17 protein-coding genes are annotated in these 19,342 nt (G+C 71.6%); 14 read left to right on the top strand and 3 right to left on the bottom strand.

Annotated elements, in window-relative coordinates; all coding sequences use genetic code 11:
* The first annotated feature begins 63 nt into the window (after nt 1-63).
* From M6G08_RS13715 to M6G08_RS13750, 8 genes are all read left to right on the top strand, one after another.
* Nucleotides 64-1,041: an ABC transporter permease gene (locus tag M6G08_RS13715; RefSeq protein WP_272587442.1), complete on the top strand. Its 978-nt coding sequence runs from the start codon at nt 64-66 to the stop codon at nt 1,039-1,041.
* A 10-nt stretch (nt 1,042-1,051) separates the two neighbouring features.
* Entirely contained in the window at nt 1,052-2,113 is a 1,062-nt protein-coding gene (locus tag M6G08_RS13720; protein WP_272587443.1) for an ABC transporter ATP-binding protein, read from the top strand.
* Between the two features lie 27 nt (nt 2,114-2,140).
* Nucleotides 2,141-3,280: an ABC transporter ATP-binding protein gene (locus tag M6G08_RS13725; RefSeq protein ID WP_272587444.1), complete on the top strand. Its 1,140-nt coding sequence runs from the start codon at nt 2,141-2,143 to the stop codon at nt 3,278-3,280.
* A gap of 240 nt (nt 3,281-3,520) precedes the next feature.
* Nucleotides 3,521-5,149, top strand: a complete 1,629-nt coding sequence (locus M6G08_RS13730) for a peptide ABC transporter substrate-binding protein (protein ID WP_272587445.1) — start codon at nt 3,521-3,523, stop codon at nt 5,147-5,149.
* Nucleotides 5,150-5,158: 9 nt separating this feature from the next.
* On the top strand, nt 5,159-6,082 hold the full coding sequence (locus M6G08_RS13735; RefSeq protein WP_272587446.1) for an ABC transporter permease: 924 nt from the start codon (nt 5,159-5,161) through the stop codon (nt 6,080-6,082).
* The gene (locus tag M6G08_RS13740) at nt 6,075-7,058 is read left to right on the top strand and encodes an ABC transporter permease (RefSeq protein WP_272587447.1); all 984 of its coding nucleotides are present in this window, start codon (nt 6,075-6,077) and stop codon (nt 7,056-7,058) included. The genes M6G08_RS13735 and M6G08_RS13740 overlap by 8 nt, the downstream gene beginning before the upstream one ends.
* A gap of 8 nt (nt 7,059-7,066) precedes the next feature.
* Complete coding sequence (locus tag M6G08_RS13745) at nt 7,067-8,050, top strand: ABC transporter ATP-binding protein (protein ID WP_272587448.1); 984 nt, start codon at nt 7,067-7,069, stop codon at nt 8,048-8,050.
* Nucleotides 8,043-9,110: an ABC transporter ATP-binding protein gene (locus M6G08_RS13750; RefSeq protein ID WP_272587449.1), complete on the top strand. Its 1,068-nt coding sequence runs from the start codon at nt 8,043-8,045 to the stop codon at nt 9,108-9,110. Before M6G08_RS13745 ends, M6G08_RS13750 begins: the two co-directional genes overlap by 8 nt.
* Before the next feature lie 128 nt (nt 9,111-9,238).
* Here M6G08_RS13750 and M6G08_RS13755 read toward each other — a convergent pair whose 3' ends face one another.
* Complete coding sequence (locus M6G08_RS13755) at nt 9,239-11,365, bottom strand: S9 family peptidase (protein ID WP_272587450.1); 2,127 nt, start codon at nt 11,363-11,365, stop codon at nt 9,239-9,241.
* Between the two features lie 186 nt (nt 11,366-11,551).
* On the opposite strand from M6G08_RS13755, the gene M6G08_RS13760 reads away from it, so the two are divergent.
* The 4 genes from M6G08_RS13760 to M6G08_RS13775 all read left to right on the top strand — a co-directional run bounded on the left by M6G08_RS13760 (nt 11,552) and on the right by M6G08_RS13775 (nt 15,532).
* Nucleotides 11,552-11,746 (top strand): hypothetical protein, encoded by a 195-nt coding sequence (locus tag M6G08_RS13760; RefSeq protein ID WP_029393692.1) that lies wholly within the window; start codon nt 11,552-11,554, stop codon nt 11,744-11,746.
* A 65-nt stretch (nt 11,747-11,811) separates the two neighbouring features.
* Nucleotides 11,812-12,705 (top strand): N-acetyl-1-D-myo-inositol-2-amino-2-deoxy-alpha-D-glucopyranoside deacetylase, encoded by an 894-nt coding sequence (gene mshB / locus M6G08_RS13765; RefSeq protein ID WP_272587451.1) that lies wholly within the window; start codon nt 11,812-11,814, stop codon nt 12,703-12,705.
* The gene (locus tag M6G08_RS13770) at nt 12,702-13,124 is read left to right on the top strand and encodes a DUF6113 family protein (RefSeq protein ID WP_272587452.1); all 423 of its coding nucleotides are present in this window, start codon (nt 12,702-12,704) and stop codon (nt 13,122-13,124) included. Before mshB ends, M6G08_RS13770 begins: the two co-directional genes overlap by 4 nt.
* 155 nt (nt 13,125-13,279) lie before the next feature.
* Nucleotides 13,280-15,532, top strand: a complete 2,253-nt coding sequence (locus M6G08_RS13775; protein WP_272587453.1) for a hypothetical protein — start codon at nt 13,280-13,282, stop codon at nt 15,530-15,532.
* 87 nt (nt 15,533-15,619) lie between these two features.
* Here the strand turns inward: M6G08_RS13775 and M6G08_RS13780 are convergent, their stop codons facing one another.
* On the bottom strand, nt 15,620-16,510 hold the full coding sequence (locus tag M6G08_RS13780; RefSeq protein ID WP_272587454.1) for a transglutaminase family protein: 891 nt from the start codon (nt 16,508-16,510) through the stop codon (nt 15,620-15,622).
* Between the two features lie 30 nt (nt 16,511-16,540).
* Entirely contained in the window at nt 16,541-17,548 is a 1,008-nt protein-coding gene (locus M6G08_RS13785) for a GNAT family N-acetyltransferase (protein WP_272587455.1), read from the bottom strand.
* A gap of 141 nt (nt 17,549-17,689) precedes the next feature.
* Here M6G08_RS13785 and fdxA point away from each other — a divergent pair, with 141 nt between their 5' ends.
* Entirely contained in the window at nt 17,690-18,007 is a 318-nt protein-coding gene (fdxA, locus tag M6G08_RS13790) for a ferredoxin (RefSeq protein WP_005480604.1), read from the top strand.
* Between the two features lie 97 nt (nt 18,008-18,104).
* Complete coding sequence (locus M6G08_RS13795) at nt 18,105-19,202, top strand: bifunctional succinyldiaminopimelate transaminase/glutamate-prephenate aminotransferase (protein ID WP_272587457.1); 1,098 nt, start codon at nt 18,105-18,107, stop codon at nt 19,200-19,202.
* The last annotated feature ends 140 nt before the right edge of the window (nt 19,203-19,342 follow it).

Here is a 19,342-nt window from a genome sequence, read left to right on the forward strand (position 1 = left end):
CGGCCCCGGACCCCTCCCAGACCTCCCACCCGACTGCCGCCGTCCTGAGAGCAGCTGTCTGCCATGCTTCAATTCCTCATTCGCCGGACGTTCGGCGCGGCGCTGATCCTCCTGCTGATCAGTGCGTTCACGTTCTTCATGTTCTTCGCGATCCCGCAGGACCCGGCCATGCTGGCCTGTGGCAAGAACTGCACTCCGGACGCGCTGGCGATCATCCACAAGAACCTGGGCCTCGACAAGCCGGTCACGCTCCAGTACTGGGACTTCATGGTCGGGATCTTCGCCGGCCGCGACTTCGCCGTCGGGCACTGCCCGGCCCCCTGCTTCGGTGTCTCCTTCGCCAACGACCAGAACGTCTGGGACACGATCATGGATCGCTTCCCGCTGACCGTCTCGCTGACCGTCGGCAGCATGATCGTCTTCCTCATCGTCGGTCTCGGCGCCGGCATGCTGGCCGCCAAGTTCCGCGGCACCTGGATCGACAAGACCTTCAGCTCCAGCTCGCTGGTCGTCAGCTCCCTGCAGATCTACTTCCTCGGCCCGCTCGTGATGCTGGCGCTCGTGTACAGCACGGGCTGGCTGGAGAAGCCGAAGTACGTGCCCTTCTCCGAGGACCTCGGCGGCTGGTTCATGGGTCTGCTGATCCCCTGGCTGGTCATGGCGACCATCTTCACCGCCAACTACACCCGGATGAGCCGCTCGTCGATGATCGAGCAGCTGCAGGAAGAGCATGTGAGAGCGGCCCGCGCCAAGGGCATGTCGGGCAACTACACCTTCTTCCGCTACGCCTGGCGCGGCTCCCTCATCCCCATCGTCACCATCCTCGGCATCGACCTGTCGGCGCTCATGGGCGGTGGCATGGTCACGGAGATGACGTTCGATCTGGCCGGCGTCGGCCGGCTCGCGCTGGACTCCGTCACCAACAAGGACCTGCCGATGCTGATGGGCGTCATGCTCGTCAGTGCCGCGCTCATCATCGTCTTCAACCTGATCGTGGACGCCCTGTACGCCGTCATCGACCCGCGCGTGCGCCTGTCCTAGGAGAACCACCGTGACCACTCAGACCAAGCCCGAAGAGGCCGCTGCCGCCGCCTCGGGGGACGCCTTCCTCTCGGTGCGCGACCTCAAGGTCCACTTCTCCACCGAGGGCGGCGTCGTCAAGGCGGTGGACGGGCTCTCCTTCGACCTGGAGCGCGGCAAGACCCTCGGCATCGTGGGCGAGTCCGGCTCCGGCAAGTCGGTGACCAACCTGGCCGTCCTCGGCCTGCACGACCGCCGGAAGACCGCCATCGACGGGTCGATCACGCTGGACGGCCAGGAGCTGACCGGCGCCGGTGAGAAGCAGCTGGAGTCGCTGCGCGGCAAGAAGATGGCGATGATCTTCCAGGACGCGCTGACCGCGCTGTCGCCGTACTACACGGTCGGCCGGCAGATCGGCGAGCCGTTCATGAAGCACACCGGCGCCTCCAAGAAGGACGCCCGGGTGCGCGCCATCGACCTGCTGGAGAAGGTCGGCATCCCGCACCCGCAGAAGCGGGTCGACGACTACCCGCACCAGTTCTCCGGCGGTATGCGGCAGCGCGCCATGATCGCCATGGCGCTCGCCTGCGACCCGGACCTGCTCATCGCCGACGAGCCGACCACGGCCCTCGACGTGACGGTGCAGGCGCAGATCCTCGACCTGCTCAAGGACCTGCAGCAGGAGTTCGGCTCCGCCATCATCATGATCACCCACGACCTCGGCGTGGTCGCCAACATGGCCGACGACATCCTCGTGATGTACGCGGGCCGGGCCGTGGAGCGCGGGTCGGTGCGCGAGGTGCTCAAGACGCCTCAGCACCCGTACACCTGGGGGCTGCTGGGCTCCATGCCGAGGCTCGCGTCCGACGTGGACGAGCCGCTGCTGCCCATCCCCGGGTCGCCGCCCTCGCTGCTCAACCCGCCCTCGGGCTGCGCGTTCCACCCGCGGTGCGCCTTCACCGACAAGGTGTCCGGGGAGCGTTGCTCCGGTGAGCGGCCGACGCTCGCCGCCGGGCGGGCCGCGGCCTGTCATCTGACGGGGGAACAGCGGCAGCAGGCGTTCATCGAGAAGATTCAGCCCCGGCTGGGCTGAGCGGAAACCGGCGACTGGGGCATCACCATGAGCGACAACAGCAAGACGACCACGGCGGTGGCCGACCCGATCCCGCAGCAGCGGGACGGCGACGGCGGACCGCTCCTCAAGGTCAGCGGCCTGACGAAGCACTTCCCGATCAAGGGCGGCTTCCCGATCAAGCGCACCGTCGGCCACGTCAAGGCCGTCGACGGCGTCGACTTCGAGGTCTACCCGGGCGAGAGCCTCGGCCTGGTCGGCGAGTCGGGCTGCGGCAAGTCGACCACCGGCCGGCTGCTGACCCGGCTCTACGAGCCCAGCCAGGGCACGATTCAGTACAAGGGCCGGGACATCACCCGCGCCAACCGGCGGCAGCTGGCACCGATCAGGTCCGAGATCCAGATGATCTTCCAGGACCCGTACGCCTCGCTGAACCCGCGGCAGACGGTCGGCACGATCATCTCGGGCCCGATGGAGATCAACGGGATCAACCCGCCCGGCGGCCGTGAGAAGCGCGTCCGGGAGCTCCTGGAGATCGTCGGTCTCAACCCGGAGCACTACAACCGCTTCCCGCACGAGTTCTCCGGCGGTCAGCGCCAGCGCATCGGCGTCGCGCGCGCCGTCGCCCTGGAGCCGAAGCTGATCGTCGCGGACGAGCCGGTCTCGGCGCTGGACGTGTCGATCCAGGCCCAGGTGGTGAACCTGCTGCAGGAAGTGCAGCGGGAGATGGGCATCGCCTTCGTCTTCATCGCCCACGACCTGGCGATCGTGCGCCACTTCTCGCAGCGCGTCGCGGTGATGTACCTCGGCAAGATCGTGGAGATCGCGGACCGCGAGTCGATCTACACCCGGCCCCGGCACCCGTACACCCACGCGCTGCTCTCCGCGGTGCCCGAAGCCGACATCGACGGCGACAAGAGGGAGCGCATCCGCCTGGAGGGCGACGTCCCCTCGCCGATCGCCCCGCCGTCCGGCTGCCGGTTCCGCACCCGGTGCTGGAAGGCGCAGGACAAGTGCGCGACCGAGGAGCCGCCGCTGGTCCGCATCGAGGGCAGCAAGGCTGGTCACCTGACCGCCTGTCACTTCCCGGAGGAGCCCACCATCGAGGCGCGGGCCGAGGACGTCGTGATGGACCGGGGACTGAAGGCCCTGGAGGACGGCGACGGCGCGAAGCTCGCCAAGGACTGAGCCGCCGCCCACCGGCACGGCACCCCGGAACCGGGGCGGGAGCACGGGCTCCCGCCCCGGTTCTCGTGTGTCCCCGTGTGTTCTGTACCCCCCGTCCGGAGCAGTGCCGTACCCGTACGGACCGGACGAACGGGCGTTTTCGTGCCCGCCCCCTGATGCTGGCCGGTAATGGATCAGCGGAGAGATCAGTGGACGCGTCGGGGAACGAGCCGGACGGGTCAGGGCACGAGGAGGCACCCCATGCGCGGAGTCGGGCACGCCAGATGGGCCGTTTGCGCGGCGGCGGCAGTCCTCGCGACGGCGGGCTGCGGTGGCGGGGGCGGGAGCGGCGGGGGAGACGCGGGCGCCGTGCTCAGCTCCTCCTGGGGCGACCCGCAGAACCCGCTGGAGCCGGCCAACACCAACGAGGTGCAGGGCGGCAAGGTCCTCGACATGATCTTCCGGGGACTGAAGAAGTACGACCCGGAGACCGGCGAGGCGCAGAACATGCTCGCCGAGAAGATCGAGACCTCCGACTCGCAGAACTTCACCGTCACCGTCAAGGACGGCTGGACCTTCTCCAACGGCGAGAAGGTCACCGCCCAGTCCTTCGTGGACGCCTGGAACTACGGCGCGAGCCTGAAGAACAACCAGCGCAACGCGTACTTCTTCGCGTACATCGACGGCTACGACAAGGTGCACCCCGAAAGCGGTGAGCAGAGCGCCGACACCCTCTCCGGGCTGAAGGTCACCGGGCCGCTCACCTTCACCGTGAAGCTCAGCCAGAAGTTCTCCACCTTCCCCGACACCCTCGGCTACCCGGCCTTCGCCCCGCTGCCCCGGGCCTTCTTCGACGACCACGACGCCTGGCTGAAGAAGCCCGTCGGCAACGGGCCGTACATGGTGGACAACTACACCCGCGGCTCCCAGATGTCCCTGCGCAAGTGGGAGGAGTACCCCGGCCCGGACAAGGCGCAGAACGGCGGCGTCGACCTCAAGGTCTACACCGACAACAACACCGCCTACACCGACCTGATGGCCGGCAACCTCGACCTCGTCGACGACATCCCCGCCGCCCAGCTCAAGAACGTCAAGAGCGACCTCGGCGACCGGTACATCAACACCCCGGCCGGCATCATCCAGACCATCGCCTTCCCGTTCTACGACAACGACTGGAGCAAGCCCGGCTCCGAGAAGGTCCGCAAGGGTCTGTCCATGGCGATCGACCGCAAGCAGATCACCGACACGATCTTCCAGCAGACCCGCACCCCGGCCACCGACTGGACCTCGCCCGTCCTCGGTGAGGACGGCGGCTACAAGGCCGGACTGTGCGGCAAGTGGTGCGAGTTCAATCCGGACGAGGCCAAGAAGCTGATCGAGGAGGGCGGCGGCCTCCCCGGCGGCCAGGTCAAGATCACGTACAACGCCGACACCGGCTCCCACAAGCAGTGGGTCGACGCGGTCTGCAACTCCATCAACAACGCCCTGGACAACGACCGCGCCTGCGTCGGCAACCCGGTCGGCACCTTCGCCGATTTCCGCAACCAGATCACCGACCAGAAGATGAGCGGCCCCTTCCGCGCCGGCTGGCAGATGGACTACCCGCTCATCCAGAACTTCCTCCAGCCGCTCTACTACACGGGCGCCTCCTCCAACGACGGCAAGTGGTCCAACGAGAAGTTCGACGACCTCGTCGACCGGGCCAACGCCGAGACCGACACCGCCAAGGCCATCGACCTCTTCCAGCAGGCCGAGGAGGTCCTGCGGGACGAGATGGGCGCCATCCCGCTCTGGTACCAGAACGGCAGCGCCGGCTACTCGCAGCGGCTGTCCGACGTGGAGCTCAACCCGTTCAGCGTCCCGGTCTACAACGAGATCAAGGTCGGCTGAGGGGGCGCCATGGGACGCTACGTCGTCCGGCGGCTGCTCCAGATGATCCCGGTCTTCATCGGGGCCACGCTGCTGATCTTCCTGATGGTCAACGTGATGGGCGACCCCATCGCGGGCCTGTGCGGCGACCGGGAGTGCGACCCGGCGACGGCCGCGCAGCTGCGGCACGAGTTCGGCCTCGACCAGCCCGTGTGGCAGCAGTACGCCACCTACATGGGCAACCTCTTCACCGGCGACTTCGGCACCGCCTTCAACGGCCAGCCGGTCACCGAGCTGATGGGCACCGCCTTCCCGGTCACCATCCGGCTGACCGTCGTGGCGATCCTCTTCGAGATCGTCGTCGGCATCGTCCTGGGTGTCGTCACCGGTCTGCGCCGCGGCCGCCCCGTCGACACCGGGGTGCTGCTCCTGACCCTCGTCGTGATCTCCGTCCCCACCTTCGTCACCGGCCTCCTCCTCCAGCTCCTGCTCGGCGTCAAGTGGGGCTGGATCGACCCGGCCGTCTCCACCGAGGCGCCCTTCCGCGAGCTGATCGTCCCCGGCCTGGTCCTCGCCTCGGTCTCCCTGGCGTACGTCACCCGCCTGACCCGCACCTCCATCGCGGAGAACCGGCGCTCCGACTACGTGCGCACCGCCGTCGCCAAGGGCCTGCCGCGCCACCGGGTCATCACCCGGCACCTGCTGCGCAACTCCCTCATCCCCGTCGTCACCTTCATCGGCACCGACATCGGCGCCCTGATGGGCGGCGCCATCGTCACCGAGCGGATCTTCAACATCCACGGCGTCGGCTACCAGCTCTACCAGGGCATCCTGCGCCAGAACACCCAGACCGTCGTCGGCTTCGTCACCGTCCTGGTCCTCGTCTTCCTCGTCGCCAACCTCCTCGTCGACCTCCTGTACGCCGTACTCGACCCGAGGATCCGCTATGCCTGACCACCAGCAGCCCTACGAGCCCGAGCGCGCCGTCGCCGGCACCGGCATGGGCGGGCAGATGGACCTGGGCGCGAGCGAGGCGGTCACCCTGGAGCAGCCGCCGGGACCGGACGGGGCGGACCCGCGCGACAAGCCCCGCAGCCTCTGGTCCGACGCCTGGCACGACCTGCGCCGCAACCCCGTCTTCATCATCTCGGCCCTGGTGATCCTCTTCCTGATCGTCATCTCCATCTGGCCGTCCCTGATCGCCTCCGGCAGCCCCCTCAAGTGCGACCTGGCCAAGGCCCAGGAGGGCTCCCAGTCCGGCCACCCCTTCGGCTTCAACGGCCAGGGCTGCGACGTCTACACCCGCACCGTCTACGGCGCCCGCACGTCGGTGGCGGTCGGCGTCCTCGCCACGCTGGGGGTCGCCGTCCTCGGCAGTGTGCTGGGCGGACTCGCCGGGTTCTTCGGCGGCGCCGGCGACGCGATCCTCTCCCGGATCACCGACGTCTTCTTCGCGATCCCGGTGGTCCTCGGCGGCCTGGTCCTGCTCTCCGTCATCACCAGCAACACCGTCTGGCCGGTCATCGGCTTCATCGTGCTGCTCGGCTGGCCGCAGATCTCCCGCATCGCCCGCGGCTCCGTCATCACCGCCAAGCAGAACGACTACGTCCAGGCGGCCCGCGCGCTCGGCGCCTCCAACTCCCGCCTCCTGCTGCGCCACATCGCGCCCAACGCGATCGCCCCGGTCATCGTCGTCGCCACCATCGCGCTCGGCACCTACATCTCCCTGGAGGCGACCCTGTCCTTCCTCGGCGTCGGCCTCAAACCGCCCAGCGTCTCCTGGGGCATCGACATCTCCGCCGCCGCCCCCTACGTACGCAACGCCCCGCACGCCCTGCTCTGGCCCTCCGGGGCCCTCGCCGTCACCGTCCTCGCGTTCATCATGCTCGGCGACGCGGTGCGCGACGCCCTCGACCCGAAGCTGAGGTGAGCCGCCGCATGCTGCTCGAAGTGCGCGACCTGCACGTGGAGTTCCACACCCGGGACGGCGTCGCCAAGGCCGTCAACGGCGTCAGCTACGGGGTCGACGCGGGGGAGACCCTGGCGGTCCTCGGCGAGTCGGGCTCCGGCAAGTCCGTCACCGCCCAGACGGTCATGGGCATCCTCGACACGCCGCCCGGCCGGATCACCGCCGGCGAGGTCCTCTTCGAGGGCCGGGACCTGCTGCAGCTGAAGGAGGAGGAGCGCCGGAAGGTCCGCGGCGCCGAGATGGCGATGATCTTCCAGGACGCGCTGTCCTCGCTCAACCCCGTCCTCACCGTCGGCGACCAGCTCGGCGAGATGTTCACCGTCCACCGGGGCATGTCGCGCAAGGACGCCCGCGCCAAGGCCGTCGAGCTGATGGACCGCGTCCGCATCCCGGCCGCGAAGGAGCGGGTGCGGCAGTACCCGCACCAGTTCTCCGGCGGCATGCGCCAGCGCATCATGATCGCCATGGCGATGGCCCTGGAGCCGAAGCTCATCATCGCCGACGAGCCCACCACCGCCCTCGACGTTACCGTCCAGGCCCAGGTCATGGACCTGCTCGCGGAGCTCCAGCGCGAGCTGCACATGGGCCTGATCCTCATCACCCACGATCTCGGCGTCGTCGCCGACGTCGCCGACAAGATCGCGGTGATGTACGCGGGCCGGATCGTCGAGACCGCCCCCGTCCACGACATCTACAAGGCGCCCGCCCACCCCTACACCCGCGGCCTGCTGGAGTCGATCCCGCGCCTGGACCAGAAGGGCCAGGAGCTGTACGCCATCAAGGGCCTGCCGCCCAACCTCACCCGCATCCCGCCCGGCTGCGCCTTCCACCCTCGCTGCCCGATGGCCCAGGACGTCTGCCGCACCGACGTACCGCCCCTGTACGACGTGACCGAGTCCGACGCCGAGCGGGGCAGCGCCTGCCACTTCTGGAGGGAGTGCCTGCATGGCTGAGACCACCGAGCCGATCCTCGAAGTCCGCGGCCTGGTCAAGCACTATCCGCTGACCTCCGGCATCCTCTTCAAGAAGCAGGTCGGCGCGGTGAAGGCCGTCGACGGCGTCGACTTCACGCTGGCCCGCGGGGAGACCCTGGGCATCGTCGGCGAGTCCGGCTGCGGCAAGTCCACGGTCGCCAAGATGCTGGTCAACCTGGAGAGGCCGACGGCCGGCGAGATCCGCTACAAGGGCGAGGACATCACCCGGCTGTCGGGCAAGGCCCTGAAGGCCGTACGCCGCAACATCCAGATGGTCTTCCAGGACCCCTACACCTCCCTCAACCCGCGCATGACGGTCGGCGACATCATCGGGGAGGCCTACGACATCCACCCCGAGGTGGCCCCCAAGGGCGACCGGCGCGGGCGCGTGCAGCACCTGCTGGACGTGGTCGGCCTCAACCCGGAGTACATCAACCGCTACCCCCACCAGTTCTCCGGCGGCCAGCGCCAGCGCATCGGCATCGCGCGCGGCCTCGCGTTGCGCCCCGAGATCATCGTCGCCGACGAGCCGGTCTCGGCCCTCGACGTCTCCGTCCAGGCCCAGGTGATCAACCTGCTGGGCCGCCTCCAGGACGAGTTCGACCTCTCCTACATCTTCATCGCCCACGACCTGTCGATCGTCCGGCACATCTCCGACCGGGTCGGCGTGATGTACCTGGGCCGCATCGTGGAGACCGGCCGCGACGCCGAGATCTACGACCACCCGACGCACCCCTACACCCAGGCGCTGCTGTCCGCCGTGCCCGTACCGGACCCGGAGGCCCGGGAGCACCGCGAGCGCATCATCCTGGCCGGTGACGTCCCGTCGCCCACCAACATCCCGTCCGGCTGCCGCTTCCGCACCCGCTGCTGGAAGGCGCGGGAGCGCTGCGCCCTTGAGGTGCCGGCGCTGGCGGTGCCGGCCGAGTTCCGGGGCGTCCAGGGCCCCGCCGCCCACGACTCGGCGTGCCACTTCGCCGAGGAGAAGCAGGTGGTGCCGGAGACGGAGGACGGCGGAGACGGCAGCGGGCCGGGGTGACATGGCGCTCCCCGGCCCGCTTACGGCACCCGCACGGCCGTACGCCGATCAGCGTGCCGCGTCCGTATATCGGGACCGCGTCGGTGAAGTTGCCCGCGTGTTAAAGCGGTTGGCGCACACGGGTGACGTCAGGCCCGCGGCATGTTCAGCGACCGCTTGAGGAAGTCCACCTGGAGCAGCAGCAGGTTCTCTGCGACCGACTCCTGCGGGGTCATGTGCGTGACGCCGGACAGCGGCAGCACCTCGTGCGGACGCCCCGCGGCCAGCAGGGCCGAGGACAGCCGCAGGGAGTGGGCGACCACGACGTTGTCGTCCACCAGCCCGTGGACGACCATCATGGGCCGGTGCGGCTCGGCGGCGTCGACGAGTCCCGCGTCGTCGATGACCGAGTTGCGGCGGTAGACCTCCGGCTGCTCGTCGGGGTGGCCGACGTAGCGCTCCTGGTAGTGGGTGTCGTAGAGCCGCAGGTCGGTGACCGGGGCTCCGACGACGGCGGCGTGGAAGACGTCCGGCCGGCGCAGCGCGGCCAGCGCCGCCAGGTAGCCGCCGAAGGACCAGCCCCGGATGGCCACCCGGTTCAGGTCCAGCGGGAAGTCGGCGGCGAGGGCGTGCAGGGAGTCCACCTGGTCCTGGAGGACGACGGCGGCGATGTCGTCCTTGACGGCCTTCTCCCAGGCGGGGGAGCGGCCCGGGGTGCCCCGTCCGTCGGCGACGACCACCGCGAACCCCTGGTCGGCGAACCACTGCGAGGTGAGGTGGGCGTTGTGCGCGGCCACCACGCGCTGGCCGTGCGGGCCACCGTACGGGTCCAGGAGGACGGGGAGGGGGGTGTCACCGTGGTAGTCCCTTGGCATAAGCACGGCGCACGGGACACGGCGTGCGCCCCCCTGGGTGAGCGTCACGCGCGGGGACAAACCGGGGTCTTCGGCGTACGAGGCGACGGTCGCGGCCGGCTTCCCGTCGCGCAGGACCTGCACCCGGGCCCCCGGCCGGTCGAGCGTCGCCGAGACCAGAACGGTCACGTTCCCGGCGCGCACCGCGGAGTGCACCCCGGGCTCCTGGGAGACGCGCTCCACGCCGAGTTCGTTCACCCGGTAGACGTGCACCTCGCCCGTCTCGGGGCCCTCCGCCTCCTCACCGGCCGACGCGGAGACCAGCACGTCGTCGCCGGACACGTCGAGTACGGCCCGCAGATGCAACTGCGCACCGGTGAGCGGGCGTTCACCGACCGCCAGGACCCGCGCGCCACCCTCGTCGGCGATCCGCACGAGCTGTCCGGAAGGGCTCCAGCAGGGCACGCCGGGGAAGAGTTCCAGCCAAACTGGATCTTCGTCGGCGTGCACCATCCGGGTCGCCCCGGACTCGGTGTCCACCGCCAGGAACAACTGGCTGCGCTGGTCGCGCGCCTGTACGAGAAGGAGCGGGGCACCCGCCGCTGACCAGTGCACTCGCGCCAGATACGGGTACCGCGCCCGGTCCCACAGGACCTCCGTGCGCCCCCCGTCCAGCCCGACCACGAACAGCCGTACGTCCGCGTTGGCCGTGCCCGCCGCCGGATACGGCACGTGGTGTGGATCACGGTCGGGATGAGCGGGATCGGAGATCCACCACCGCCGCACCGGCGTGTCGTCCACGCGCGCCACGAGCAGCCGGTCCGACTCCGGCCCCCACCAGAAGCCCCGGCTGCGCCCCATCTCCTCGGCGGCGATGAACTCGGCGAGCCCGTACGTGACGCCCTTGGCGTCCGCCTCGGCCAGCGCCCGGTCGTCGTCGCCCTCGGCGCCGACGACCCGCAGGGCACCCCGGGCGACGTAGGCGATGTACCGGCCGTCGGGGGAGGGGCGCGGGTCGATCACCGGCCCGGGGGCGGGCAGTTCCCGGGCGGTCCCGGCCCGCAGCTCGGCCGCGAAGAGGCGCCCGGACAAGGCGAAGGAGGCCAGCTCCAGGGCCGAGTCGGTGGCGTAGCCGACGATGCCGGCGCCGCCCTCGCGGCTGCGCTCCCGCCGCGCCCGTTCCTCGGGCGGCAGATGCTCCTCGGCGCCGCCCAGGAGGGCGCGCGGGTCGGCGGCGACGCGCTCCCCGCCCTCCTCGACGTCGAGGATCCACAGCGAGTTGGCCCGGTCCGTGCCGGAGCCGGAGCGCAGGAAGGCGACCCGTGAACCGTCGGGCGCCACGGTGAACGAACGCGGCGCGCCGAGCGTGAACCGCTGGGTGCGGGCGTGCCGTTTGGGGAAGGAGTCGGACTCGGTCGTCATGCCTCGACCATATTGGCCATGCGCCCCCTTGTGCGGCCGTGCGCCGAGAGATGCGCGCGCACGGATAGTTATGATCACTAGCGCACAGTGGGTATCAACCAGGTACCCGCTGCGTGGATTTATCTGTCCCGAGGTTCGACTGCGTCCGACTCCCCATGTCCCTGGGCCTATTGGAGGTGAGCCGCCGTGGCACTCTCGATTTCGGCGGTTGTGCTGCTGGCGATCATCGTCTTCCTGCTGGTCAAGAAGTCAGGTCTGAAGGCGGGGCATGCGGTCGTCTGCATGCTGCTGGGCTTCTACCTGGCCTCCTCGACCGTCGCGCCCACGATCAGTGAGCTGACGACGAACATCGCGGGGATGATCGGGAGCATCAACTTCTGACGGCCGGCTCCGGCGGCGGTCGGGGCGTGTCGTGGTCGGGGCGGCGGCCTCATAGGGTGGAGCCCATGACGGAACTGCCCTCCCGGCGTCTGCTGCTGGTGCACGCGCACCCGGACGACGAGTCGATCAACAACGGCGTCACCATGGCCAGGTACGCGGCCGAGGGCGCCCACGTGACGCTGGTGACCTGCACCCTCGGTGAGCGGGGCGAGGTCATCCCGCCCGGGCTCGCGCACCTGACCGGCGCCGCCCTCGGCGGGCACCGCCGCGAGGAGCTGGCCGCCGCCATGCGTGCGCTCGGCGTCGAGGACTTCCGGCTGCTCGGCGGGCCGGGCCGGTTCGCGGACTCCGGGATGCTGGGCCTGCCCGACAACGACGACCCCGGCTGCCTGTGGCAGGCCGACGTCGACCGGGCCGCCGAACTGCTCGTCGAGGTGATCCGCGAGGTCCGGCCGCAGGTCCTCGTCACCTACGACCCGGACGGCGGCTACGGCCACCCCGACCACATCCAGGCCCACCGCATCGCCATGCGGGCGGTGGAGCTGGCGGCCGACGCCGGGTGCCCCGTCGCCAAGGTCTACTGGAACCGCGTGCCGCGCTCCGTCGCCGAGGACGCCTTCGCCCGCCTGGACGAGGAGCTGCCGCTCCTGCCCTTCGAGAAGGCGGCCGGCGTCGGGGACGTACCGGGCGTCGTGGACGACGAGCTGATCACCACCGAGATCCGCGGCGAGGGCTTCACGCACGCGGCCAAGGCCGCCGCCATGCGCGCGCACGCCACGCAGATCACCGTGGACGGGCCGTACTTCGTCCTCTCCAACGAACTGGCCCAGCCGCTGTTCACCACCGAGTACTACGAACTGGTGCGCGGCGAGCGCGGCTCGGGCGACGGTGACGACGGGCGCGAGAGTGACCTCTTCGCCGGAATCGAGAACGGCACCGGCATCCAGGAGGCGTCGTGAGCGGCCGTACCGAACCGACGAACTCCGCCTTGGCCCAGCCGCTGCGTCCGCCGTCCCTCGGGCGGGCCGCCCTCTACCTCGGGCTCTTCGTGCTCGGTGCCGTGGTCGGCGTGGCCGGCGCGCTGGTGCAGCCGGCGTGGTTCCCGGGCGGGCTGCTGCTCGCGCTGGCCGCCGAGGCGGGCCTCTGCCTCGGCGCGGGCCGGGCCGTGGGACGCCGGGGCGCAGCCGTCGCGCCCGCGGCCGGCTGGGCGCTCGCCGTGGTCCTGCTCACCACCAGCCGGCCGGAGGGCGACTTCCTCTTCGCCGCCGGCAGCGGCTCCTATCTCTTCCTGCTCGGCGGCATCGCCATCGCTGTGATGTGTGCCACCCTCGCGCCGGTGCGGCAACCGGACGGCGACGCCGTCCGACTTCGCAAGTGACGTACCGCTTCGCCGTGGCGTCGGCGTGCGAGTCCGGTGTGGGTTTCCCCAGCGGTCCCGGGATACACGCGAGAGGCGGCCAGTATGGTGGTGCGCGCCGCCGAGCCGCCCGCTGAAGGTGTGACGGGCGGCGGAGCCAACCGGGAGAACCTGCCTTGAGTCGTGAAACTGACAGTTCGTCCTCCGGGCCCCACGGGCGCGGCGGAGCCGCCTACCCGTCGGGCACCCCGCCCTACGGGACACCCACGGCTTCCGACGCCGGTGCGGACGCGGGCCGTTCGGCCCCGCGGCCCGAGGAGCGCAAGACCGAGACGACGCTGACGACCCGCATCAAAATCAACATCCCCGGGTCGCGTCCCATCCCGCCGGTCGTCGTGCGCAAGCCCGTCGCGGGCGCCGAGGACGACGCCGCTGACACGGAGACGGCCGGGCGGACCGAGCCGAGCGCTTCCAGGCCGGCCCCCGGCGCCGCGGAGGCTCCCGCGGAGCCCGAGCAGCACGCCAGGCCCGCCGAGGACAAGCCGGCCAGCGACTGGTTCGCCCCGCGCAAGTCGGGCCCGGCCAAGGGTGTTCAGGGCGGCGGCTCCGCCAACGGCGCCGGTACGGCCGGTGGTTCGGGGGCCGCGCCCGGTGCGCCGGGCGCCTCCGGCCCGGGTGCGGGTGCTTCCGGTGCGGGCGCGCGGCCGGGCGGCGAGAGCGGCCGTCCCGGTGGTGTCGTCGGTTCCATGAACGCCCCGGGCGGCTCCCGGTCCGGTTCCGGGGGCGGCGCGGGCCGTTCCGGTGCGACCGGCGGACCGGTGGCGCCCGGCCACGGCGGCGGCACCGGCTCCTTCGACGTCACCGAGGCGCTGGCGACGGGACCCCTGGGCAACGGCAACGGCACCCGTCCGGACGGCGACGACCTGCCGTACTTCCCGGGTGACGGGCAGGGCGGCCGGGCCCCCGGGCCCCGCGAGGGGCAGCACGGACCGAACGGGCAGTCCCCCTACGGCGCCCCCCGGGGCCCCGCGGGCCCGACGGGCGGCCCGGTCACCGGCGACAGCCCGCTGGCACCGCCGGCCGGCGGTCCCGGCGTGCCCGGTGGCCCCGGCGTGCCGGGCGGACAGCGCGGTCCCGAGCCCAACGGCCTGCGCCCCGGCGGGCCGCAGGGCCCCGGTGGCCCGGGCGGGCCGCAGGGCCCCGGCGCCGGCCCCGGCACCGCCCGGCCCGCTCCCGGCGGCGGACTCAGCGACGACACCGCCATCCTCACCCCGCAGAAGCCCGCCCCCGAGCCCGGCACCCGCGGCCACGGCAACCCGGACAACGTCTCCGGCAACACCGTCACCAGTGGCATCCCCGTCGTACCGTCGGACCACGGCGCGCCGTTCCGGGGCGCGCCCGTCGGCGGGACGTCGCCGCACACGCCCCCGAAGCTGCCCGAGCCGGTCTCCGCGCCCCCGGCGAGCTCCGCCAAGCCCGCCAAGAAGAAGGGACGCGGGAAGCTCCCGCTGCTCGTCGGCGGCCTGGTCGTCGTCGCCGGTGTCACCTACGGCGCCGGCCTGCTCATGAACCGCTCCGACGTGCCGAAGGGCACCACGGTGCTCGGCGTCGACATCGGCGGCAGTACGCGCGACGACGCCGTCGAGAAGCTGGACGAGGCCCTCGGGGCCCGTGCGGCCAAGCCGCTCAAGCTCGAGGTGGGCGGCGAAACCGTCTCCCTGAAGCCGGACCAGGCGGGGCTCCAGCTCGACACGCAGGCCACGGCCAGCAACGCGGCGACCAGCGACTACAACCCGGTCTCCGTGATCGGCTCGCTCTTCGGCCAGGAGCGGGTCGTCGAGCCGGAGATGCCCGTCGACGAGGAGAAGCTGCACGCCGCCCTGGAGGACGCCGCGGGCGGCGCCGGATCGGTGACCGAGGGCACGATCGAGTTCGAGTCCGGCAAGGCCGTCCCCGTGTACGGCAAGCCGGGCAAGGGCATCGACGTCGCCAAGTCCGCCGAGGCCGTGCGGGAGGCGTACCGCGCCCAGGTCGAGACGGGCACCGCCGCCCCGGTGGACGTGCCGACGACCACCCAGCAGCCCACGGTCTCCAAGGCCGAGGTCGACCGGATGATGAAGGAGTTCGCCGAGCCGGCGATGTCGGCGAAGGTGACCGTGCAGACGGACCCGGCGCACTCCGTCCCGATGAGCCCGGAGAAGTCGCTGTGGAAGTTCCTCAGGGTCACGGCCGTCAACGGCAAGCTTGTCGACAAGCCCGACTTGAACGCCCTCGAAGAGCTCTACGGCGGGGCGTTCGACGGCGTGCTCATCACCCGCGCCAACGGTGAGAAGACGCCCGTCACCCCCCAGGACGTCTACGGCGCCCTGCGCCAGGCCCTGAAGAGCAAGACCGACCGCGTCGCGGTCATCGAGACCAACCCCAGCTGACGGCCCACCGCGCGGAGGAGGGGCGCCCGGCACCCGCCGGGCGCCCCTCGCGTCGTACGGCTGCCGCCCCCGGGGCCCGCCCGGCGTTCAGTTCAGCATCGCCCGAGCCCCCCGCGCCTCTTCCCGGACCCGTTCGGCGGCCTCCTCGTCCACCGCCGCCACGACCTCCGCGTACGCCTCCAGCTCCCCGGCCCCCGCCGAGAACTCCCCCCGCTGCACCAGCAGCCGCGCCCGCTCGTACCGCAGCCGCGCCGGGTGCGCCGGCAGCAGCAGCGCCAGCTCGATCGCCCACAGCCCGGCCGCCGACTGCTCCGGCCGCCCCGCCGCCCACGCCCGGATGTTGTTCAGGACCCGCGCCACCACGTCCAGCGGCGCCGCGGGCTCCAGCATCGACGGCCGCAGCGCCGCCCCCGTCGCCCCGGCGACCAGCACCTCCGCGTCGTTCCCCTCGAGCAGCCGGCCCCCGTCGAACGGATCGGCGAGCACCCGCCCCTCGCCCTCCTCCGACCCGAACGCCGGGCCCAGCTCCGACCCGAAGCCGACCACGAAGTGCCCCGGCAGCGCGACCCCGTAGACCGGCGCCCCGGCCCGCCGGGCCACCTCCAGCCACACCACCGACAGCAGGATCGGCAGCCCGCGCCGGCGCCGCAGCACCTCGTGCAGCAGCGACGACTCCAGCCGCTGGTAGTCCGCGGCGACCCCGTGGAACCCGTACCGCTCGCCCAGCAGGTCCCGCAGCGCCATCGCCCAGGCCCGCGGCGAACCCGGCCGGAACGGCAGCTCCCCGGCCAGCCGGTCCAGCTCCACCTGAGCGGCGTCCAGACCCGCGTCCTCCAGCGCCCTGTCCGCCTCCGCGCCCACCAGCAGGCACAGTGCCGACAGGTCGGGCCGCTCGGAACGCGCCTCTTCGGCGAACCGCCGCCGCACCTCGGCGGAGCGTTCCGGCGACGGGGGCTGCGGAGAACGAGGATGACGCATGACTGGCTCGTGCCCTTCCACGGCGATCGGTTACCGGCCCGTACCGGCGTCCGCCGGTTCCCGGTAGTGGTGGTAGGCGTGGTGCGCCGCGAAGCCCATTCCGGTGTACAGCGCCCGCGCCGCCGGGTTGTCGGCCTCCACCTGGAGCCACGCCGCCGACGCGCCCTCGTCGAGCGCCCGCCGGGCCAGCGCGGCCATCACGGCGGTGGCGAGCCCCCGGCGCCGCTGCGCGGGATCGACCTCGACGGCCGCGAAGGAGGCCCACCGCCCGTCCACGACACAGCGCCCGATGGCCGCGGGTGAGTCGGCACCGGGCACCGTCGCGAACCACACCGACGGCCCGGAGCCCAGCACCCGCAGGGCCACGTCGCTCACGCCCTTGCGCTGATAGCGCGACAGCCACGCCTCGTCCGCCCCCCGGGACAGGACCACGCCGGCGCCCTCCGCCCGGTCGGCGACCGGCGCGAGCCCGCCGGTCCACACCTCGGCCGTCACCTCCCGCACCCAGCCCCGCCGCTCCAGCTCCGCGCACAGCAGCTCCTGCGTGCCCTCGGCACCGGTGGCGGTCTGGACGTACGCGGGCAGGCCGCGCTCGCCGTACCAGCGGCGTACGGCCGTCAGCGCCTCGTCGAGCGGCATCCCCGGATCACCGAGCGGCAGCACGGAGTTGGCCCGCCGCGTGAACCCGCCGGCCGCCCGCAGCTCCCACTCGCCGAGCCACTCGCTCTCCACCGGCCGCCAGGCCCGCGAGGCGACCCGCGCCAGCTCCTCGTAGGAGGCGGCGGGACCGCGCCGACGCGCCGGGGCGGACGGCGCGACCTTCCCCGCGACCAGCGAGGATTCGGGTATGCGGACGCTCTCGCCACTCTTCCGTGTGATCAGCAGCACACCATCGTCCCATGATGTGAGAACACCGACCGTGTCGGTGAACTTCTCCGCCGCGTCACCAGCATCGTTCAAGCGTCGTACGGAGACTCGTTTGCCCACGTCAGCAGCGGTGATGCGGACTTCGAGACGGCCTGCGGCAGAGATTTCCACGGGTCGGTGCACCCCTCCTGTTCGGATCATGCCCAAGAACGGAGATACTAGGGGTGGGCATCGACGACGCCGCGCTCCCGCGCGCCAGGCGGCGGAGCCTGAGGAGGCCCGCCAGCGCCCGTATCGAGGAGGAACGACAGCGTGACCTACGTCATCGCGCAGCCTTGTGTCGACGTCAAGGACAAGGCGTGCATCGAGGAGTGCCCGGTCGACTGCATCTACGAGGGCCAGCGGTCCTTGTACATCCATCCGGACGAATGCGTCGACTGCGGCGCCTGTGAGCCGGTCTGCCCGGTCGAGGCGATCTTCTACGAGGACGACACTCCGGAGGAGTGGAAGGACTACTACAAGGCGAACGTCGAGTTCTTCGACGAGCTGGGCTCGCCCGGCGGCGCCAGCAAGCTGGGGCTGATCGAACGCGACCACCCCTTCGTCGCCGCGCTGCCGCCGCAGGCGTAAGCACCCGCGCCGCCTCGGTCCCGTACGTCCCGGTCACCCGATCGGCGCCGTACGGGACCGAGGCGTTCGCCGTACCGTCGAAAGTGAGCCACCAACCGTGTCCGCAGTCTCCGACCGCCTTCCCGCCTTCCCCTGGGACAAGCTGGCGCCGTACAAGAAGACGGCCGCCGCGCATCCGGACGGCATCGTCGACCTCTCCGTCGGCACCCCGGTCGACCCGGTCCCCGACCTGATCCAGAAGGCCCTGGTCGACGCGGCGGACTCTCCGGGCTACCCGACTGTCTGGGGCACCCCGGCACTGCGCGACGCGATCACCGGCTGGGTCGGGCGCCGCCTCGGCGCCCGCGACGTCACCCACCGCCACGTCCTGCCGATCGTCGGCTCCAAGGAACTCGTCGCCTGGCTCCCGACCCAGCTGGGTCTCGGCCCGGGCGACAGGGTGGCCTTCCCACGCCTGGCCTACCCGACGTACGAGGTCGGCGCGCGCCTGGCCCGCGCGGAGTACGAGGCGTACGACGACCCCACGGACCTGGACCCGGCGGGCCTGAGGCTCCTGTGGCTCAACTCCCCGTCGAACCCGACCGGCAAGGTCCTGTCCAAGGCAGACCTGACCCGCATCGTGGCCTGGGCCCGCGAGCACGGCGTCCTCGTCGTCTCCGACGAGTGCTACCTGGAGCTGGGCTGGGAGGCCGATCCGGTCTCCGTCCTGCACCCGGACGTCAACGGCGGCTCGTACGGCGGCCTGGTCGCCGTCCACTCGCTCTCCAAGCGCTCCAACCTCGCGGGCTACCGCGCGGCCTTCCTGGCGGGCGATCCGGGCGTCCTGGGGCCCCTCCTGGAGATCCGCAAGCACGGCGGCATGATGACGTCCGCGCCGACGCAGGCGGCGGTCGTGGCGGCCCTCGGCGACGACGAGCACGTCCGCGTCCAGCGCGAGCGCTACGCGGCACGCCGCACGGCCCTGCGCGAGGCGCTCCTCGGCCACGGCTTCCGCATCGAGCACAGCGAGGCCAGCCTCTACCTCTGGGCGACCCGCGACGAGTCCTGCTGGGACACGGTGGCCCACCTGGCCGGCCACGGCATCCTGGTCGCCCCCGGCGACTTCTACGGCCCCGCGGGCGCCAACCACATCCGCGTCGCCTTCACAGCCACGGATGAGCGAGTCCAGGCAGCCGTATCCCGCCTGACGGCCTGACGGCCTGACGGCCCGGCCCGGCTGTGGGCAGTCGTTCCGCAGGGCGATGGGGGCACCTCCCATGCCCTTGAGGCAACGGGGGAGGGCGGGCACAGCCCCCAACGCCGGGCACCCGGCCAACAAACGCCCACCGTACGGGC

The sequence above is a fragment of the Streptomyces sp. M92 genome, from assembly GCF_028473745.1.
Taxonomy (GTDB): domain Bacteria; phylum Actinomycetota; class Actinomycetes; order Streptomycetales; family Streptomycetaceae; genus Streptomyces.